Annotated in this window: 3 protein-coding genes and 1 pseudogene; all 4 read left to right on the top strand. The window is 69.5% G+C overall.

Annotated elements, in window-relative coordinates:
- Positions 1 to 409: 409 nt before the first annotated feature.
- Entirely contained in the window at positions 410 to 1,573 is a 1,164-nt protein-coding gene (locus CGX12_RS18600; RefSeq protein WP_094041370.1) for an isovaleryl-CoA dehydrogenase, read from the top strand.
- A 346-nt stretch (positions 1,574 to 1,919) separates the two neighbouring features.
- Positions 1,920 to 3,524, top strand: a complete 1,605-nt coding sequence (locus CGX12_RS18595; RefSeq protein WP_094041369.1) for a carboxyl transferase domain-containing protein — start codon at positions 1,920 to 1,922, stop codon at positions 3,522 to 3,524.
- Positions 3,525 to 3,533: 9 nt separating this feature from the next.
- Positions 3,534 to 4,334 carry an enoyl-CoA hydratase-related protein gene (locus CGX12_RS18590; protein ID WP_094041368.1) on the top strand — a complete coding sequence of 267 codons (801 nt, stop codon included), beginning with the start codon at positions 3,534 to 3,536 and terminating at the stop codon, positions 4,332 to 4,334.
- Positions 4,324 to 5,580 (top strand): annotated as a pseudogene (locus tag CGX12_RS18585) (acetyl-CoA carboxylase biotin carboxylase subunit); the annotation flags it as partial. The gene CGX12_RS18590 and the pseudogene CGX12_RS18585, both read left to right, overlap by 11 nt.
- Between the last annotated feature and the right edge of the window lie 172 nt (positions 5,581 to 5,752).

Genomic DNA, 5,752 nt, shown 5'->3' with positions numbered 1-5,752 from the left:
ACCCAGGGCGGCCTTGATGGCCACGGCCCCCAGCCCGGGCGCCGGCACGGCGCCGAAATCGCCCAGCAGGGCCCCCATGGGGGTCCGGGCCGCACCCACTATCACTATCTCGCTATTTGCCATGGTGGCTCCATCTGCCGCAGGCCAGTGATGAGGCAAAGGCGATAAAAGGAAGCGACTAAGCCGACCGTGACATGCCATGGATGGCATGTCCGAGCCTACATGGACGTACTTGTGGCGTGTCGGCGTGTCGTTCCTTTTATCGCCCTGCACCCAATCATCAGTGGCAACCTAAAAATCCTTTATCTATTCAAGCTTAGCCAACCCTAACAGTCCCATAACAACTATAGTTAATTCAGCAACATTGGTAGCAAACGAGCCCAACCCCATCATCAGCAAGGAGGTTCTCATGGCCCCCTATCCGCAACTGGACTTCGGCCTGGGCGAAACCCTGGACCTGCTGCGCGACCAGGTCGCCGCTTTCGCCAGCCGGGAGATCGCCCCCCTGGCCGAGGCCATCGACCGGGACAACCGCTTTCCCGCCGAACTCTGGCCCAAACTCGGCGACATGGGGCTGTTCGGCATCACCGTGGCCGAACGCCACGGCGGCGTGGACATGGGCTACCTGGCCCAGGTGCTGGCGATGGAGGAAATCAGCCGGGCCTCGGCGGCGGTGGGCCTGTCCTACGGCGCCCACGCCAACCTCTGCGTCAACCAGATCCACCGCCACGGCAGCGAGGCGCAGAAAGCCCGCTACCTGCCCAAACTGCTCAGTGGCGAACACATCGGCGCCCTGGCCATGTCCGAGCCCAATGCCGGTTCCGACGTGGTGTCCATGCGCCTGTCCGCCCGGGCCGACGGCGACCACTTCGTGCTGAACGGCACCAAGATGTGGATCACCAACGGCCCCGACGCCCAGGTGTTCGTGGTGTACGCCAAGACGGAGCCCGACGCCGGCGCCCGGGGCATCACCGCCTTTATCGTCGAACGCGACACCCCCGGCTTCGGCCAGGCCCAGAAGCTCGACAAGCTCGGCATGCGCGGCTCCAACACCTGCGAGCTGGTGTTCCAGGACTGCCGGGTACCGGTGGACAATCTACTCGGCGCCCTGAACGGCGGGGTCGAGGTGCTGATGAGCGGGCTCGACTACGAGCGGCTGGTGCTGGCCGGCGGGCCGCTCGGCATCATGCAGGCGGCCATGGATCTGGTGGTGCCCTATGTGCGGGAGCGCAAACAGTTCGGCCAGGCCATCGGCGACTTCCAGCTGGTGCAGGGCAAGCTCGCCGACATGTACACCCGCATGAACGCCGCCCGCAGCTACACCTATATGGTGGCCATGGCCGCGGACCGGGGCGCGCTCGGCCGCAAGGACGCCGCCGGGGTGATACTGCTGGCGGCGGAAACCGCCACCCGGCTGGCGCTGGATGCCATCCAGCTGTTGGGCGGCAACGGCTATATCAACGAGTTCCCCGCCGGCCGCCTGCTGCGGGACGCCAAGCTGTACGAAATCGGCGCCGGCACCTCGGAGATCCGCCGCATGCTGATCGGCCGGGAACTGGTGCAGAACCGGTGAGGTGACATATGACACCCGGAGCCTACAAGGCGGACAAAGGGAACGGCTCCGCCGACCGTCATATGCCAGGGGGCGCGAAGCGCCTTGCACCGGAGGTATCGCCGCGACCGAGTTGCCAGTGACAAGTCGCAGCGCGGCGATACCGACGGTTTCCGCGATATTCGGCATGTGCGAGCGTACATGGGGCGAGCGTGTCTCGCCGTGACGAGTCGTTTCAGCCTGACCGAACATCCGGTGAATGTTCGCAGCAGGCTGAAACGGCGAGTGTCAACTTTTGAAGCGTGTCGGCGGAGTTGGCCCTTTGGCCGACTCGCCTCGAGCTCAACAACCACTGTTGGAGCCAGCCATGACCATACTGACCAGCCAGATCAGGCCCGAGTCGGAGGAGTTCAGGGCCAATCATGATGCCATGGCCGCCGAGGTGGCGGCGCTGCGCGAGCTGGTGGCCGGCATCGAAGCGGGCGGCGACCAGGCCAGCCGCCAGCGCCACCAACAGCGGGGCAAACTGCTGGCGCGGGAGCGCATCCGCCGCTTGCTGGATCCGGGTGCCCCCTTCCTCGAGCTGTCCCAGCTCGCCGCCCACCAGGTTTACGACGAGGCGGTACCGGCGGCGGGGCTGGTGGCCGGCATCGGCCGGGTGTGCGGGGTGGAGTGCATGCTGGTGGCCAACGACGCCACCGTCAAGGGCGGCACCTACTACCCGCTCACGGTCAAGAAGCACCTGCGCGCTCAGGCCATCGCCGAACGCTGCCGGCTGCCCTGCCTCTACCTGGTGGATTCCGGCGGCGCCCACCTGCCCAGCCAGGACGAGGTGTTCCCGGACCGGGATCACTTCGGCCGCATCTTCTTCAACCAGGCGCGGATGTCCGCCGCCGGCATCCCCCAACTGGCGGTGGTGATGGGGCTGTGCACCGCCGGCGGCGCCTATGTGCCGGCCATGGCGGACGAGTCCATCATAGTGCGCGGCCAGGGCACCATCTTCCTCGGCGGCCCGCCCCTGGTGCGGGCCGCCACCGGCGAGGTGGTCAGCGCCGAGGAGCTGGGCGGCGCCGAGGTGCACACCCGCGTCTCCGGGGTGGCGGATCATGTCGCCGAGGACGACGCCCACGCCCTGTACCTGGCCCGCCGGCTGGTGGCCAACCTCAACCGGCCGCCGCTGCCGGCCCCGCCCCAGCCGCCACTGCCGCCCCGCTACCCGGCCGAGGAGCTGTACGGCATCGTCGGCACCGATCTGCGCAAGGCCTTCGAGGTGCGCGAGGTGATCGCCCGGCTGGTGGACGACTCGGCCTTCGACGAGTTCAAGCGCGACTTCGGCCCCACCCTGGTCACCGGCTTCGCCCGGCTGCACGGCTACCCGGTGGGCATACTGGCCAACAACGGCGTGCTGTTCAGCGAATCGGCCCAGAAGGGCGCCCACTTTATCGAGCTGTGCTGCCAGCGCCGCCTGCCCCTGCTGTTCCTGCAGAACATCACCGGCTTTATGGTGGGCCGGAAATACGAGGCCGAGGGCATCGCCAAGCACGGCGCCAAGCTGGTGATGGCGGTGGCCTGCGCCAATGTGCCCAAGGTGACCCTGATCATCGGCGGCAGTTTCGGCGCCGGCAACTACGGCATGTGCGGCCGGGCCTATGATCCCGACTTTCTGTGGATCTGGCCCAACGCCCGCATCTCGGTGATGGGGGGCGAGCAGGCCGCCGGCGTGCTCGCCACGGTGCGGCGGGACGCCAGGGAAAAGGCCGGCGAACCCTGGAGCGCCGAGGACGAGGCCGCCTTCCGGGCGCCCATCGTCGAGCGCTACGAGCGCCAGGGCCATCCCTGGTACGCCAGCGCCCGGCTGTGGGACGACGGCGTCATCGACCCCAGGGACAGCCGCGCCGTGCTGGCCATGAGCCTGGCCCTGGCCCTGAACCGGCCCATGGATGAACCCCGCTTCGGGGTGTTCCGCATGTAAGGAGAAGCCATGAGCGAGCCCCTGTTGCTGCGGCCTGCGGCGCCCGGCGTCTGGGAGCTGGTGCTGAACCGGCCCGGCTGCCACAACGCCTTCGACGACGCGCTGATTGCCGCCATGATCCAGCAGCTTGATAACGCCGCCCATCTGCTCGATCTGCGGCTGCTGGTGCTGCGCAGCACGGGCCGGCACTTCAGTGCCGGCGCGGATCTGGCCTGGATGCAGCGCGCGGCCGGCTACAGCCGGCGGCAGAACCTGGCCGACGCCGAACAGCTGGCCCTGTTGCTGCGGCGGCTGGATCAGTTCCCCGGCCCCACCCTGGCCCTGGTGCAGGGGGCGGCCTACGGCGGCGCCCTGGGCCTGGCGGCCTGCTGTGACCTGGTGGTCGCCGCCGCCGATGCCCGCTTCTGCCTGAGCGAGGTGCGCCTGGGGCTGATCCCCGCCACCATAGCCCCCTATGTGCTGCGCGCCCTGGGGCCGCGCCAGGCCCGGCGCTATATGCTGACCGCCGAGCTCATTCCCGCCCGGGAGGCCGAACGGCTGGGCCTGGTGCACCTGCTGGCCGAGCCCGGCCAGAGCCTGGACGAGGCGGCGGCGCCCCTGATCCGGGCGCTGCTGCGCAATGGCCCGGTGGCGCTGGCCGCCGCCAAACAGCTGATCCGGGAATTCGCCTACCGCCCCATCAACGGGCCGCTGATCGAAGACAGCGCCCGCCGCATCGCCGAGTTGCGGGCCGGCGCCGAGGCGCAAGAGGGCATCAGCGCCTTCCTGCAAAAGCGGCCGCCGGCCTGGGAGGACGAGGATGTTCACTAAGCTCTTGGTCGCCAACCGGGGCGAAATCGCCTGCCGCATCATCCGCACCGCCCACCGGCTCGGCATCGCCTGCGTGGCGGTCTACTCCGACGCCGACCGGAACGCCCGCCATCTGGCCCTGGCCGACGAAGCTTGGCACCTGGGCCCGGCGCCGGCCACCCAGAGCTACCTGAACCAGCACCGGCTGCTGGCCATCGCCCGGGCTTCTGGCGCCCAGGCGGTGCCCCCGGGCTACGGCTTCCTGTCGGAAAACGCCGACTTTGCCCGCGCCTGCACCGCCGCCGGCCTGGTCTTCGTCGGCCCGCCCGCCGAGGCCATCGCCGCCATGGGCTCCAAGTCCGCCGCCAAGGCGCTGATGGAAACGGCCGGGGTGCCGGTGGTACCCGGCTACCACGGCCCCGAACAAGCCCCGGAACGGCTGCGGCAGGAGGCCGGGCGCTGTGGCTTTCCGCTGCTGCTGAAGGCGGTGGCCGGCGGCGGCGGCAAGGGCATGCGCATAGTCAACCATCTCGCTGAATTCGACGAGGCCCTGGCCGCCGCCCGGCGCGAGGCCAGGGCCGCCTTCGGCGACGACGCCATGCTGCTGGAACGCTACCTGCCAAGGAGCCGCCACGTGGAGGTGCAGGTGTTCTGCGACCAATTCGGCCAGGGCCTCTATCTGGCCGAGCGGGACTGCTCGGTGCAGCGCCGCCACCAGAAGGTGCTGGAGGAGGCCCCCGCCCCCAATCTCGCCCCCGAAACCCGGGTGGCCATGGGCGAGGCGGCGGTGCGCGCCGCCCAGGCCATCGACTACCAGGGCGCCGGCACCGTCGAGTTCCTCTACCAGGAGGACGGCCGCTTCTACTTTATGGAGATGAACACCCGGCTGCAGGTGGAGCACCCGGTGACCGAGCTGATCACCGGCCTGGATCTGGTGGAATGGCAGCTGCGGGTGGCGGCGGGCGAGCCGCTGCCGCTGACCCAGGAGCAGGTGATCGTCCGCGGCCACGCCGTCGAGGCGCGGGTCTACGCCGAAGACGCCGACCAGGGCTTCCTGCCCGCCGCCGGTCCCCTGCACTACCTGCGCGAGCCGGCCACCGGCCCCCAGGTGCGGCTGGATACCGGGGTGCGCGAGGGCGACGAGGTGGGCATCCACTACGATCCCCTGGTCGCCAAGCTGATCGTCTGGGATCACAGCCGCGAGCTGGCCCTGCACCGGCTGGCCCGGGCCCTGGCCCAGTACCGCATCGGCGGGGGCAGGGGCAACCCGCGCCTTTTTCACCCCCCCGCGGGGGCCGCGCCGCCGGCCCCCCCCCCGGCCTCCCCCTTTTAACATCCCGCCGCGCCGCCGGATAAGGACGAGGCCGACCACGGGCTGGCCGGCCTCGTGCATCAGAAACAGCTCTGTCAGCGTCGGAGGATTCTGGTGTTGGCCTGGA

The organism is Zobellella denitrificans, from assembly GCF_002237365.1.
In the GTDB taxonomy this organism is placed as follows: Bacteria; Pseudomonadota; Gammaproteobacteria; order Enterobacterales; family Aeromonadaceae; genus Oceanimonas; species Oceanimonas denitrificans.
Note: the sequence above shows the minus strand (reverse complement) of the source record. Positions and strands in the feature narration are given on the sequence as shown.

Coding starts and splice junctions, on each gene's coding strand:
- CGX12_RS18600 (WP_094041370.1), top strand. CDS start 410: ATGGCCCCCTATCCGCAACTGGACTTCGGCCTGGGCGAAACCCTGGAC.
- CGX12_RS18595 (WP_094041369.1), top strand. CDS start 1,920: ATGACCATACTGACCAGCCAGATCAGGCCCGAGTCGGAGGAGTTCAGG.
- CGX12_RS18590 (WP_094041368.1), top strand. CDS start 3,534: ATGAGCGAGCCCCTGTTGCTGCGGCCTGCGGCGCCCGGCGTCTGGGAG.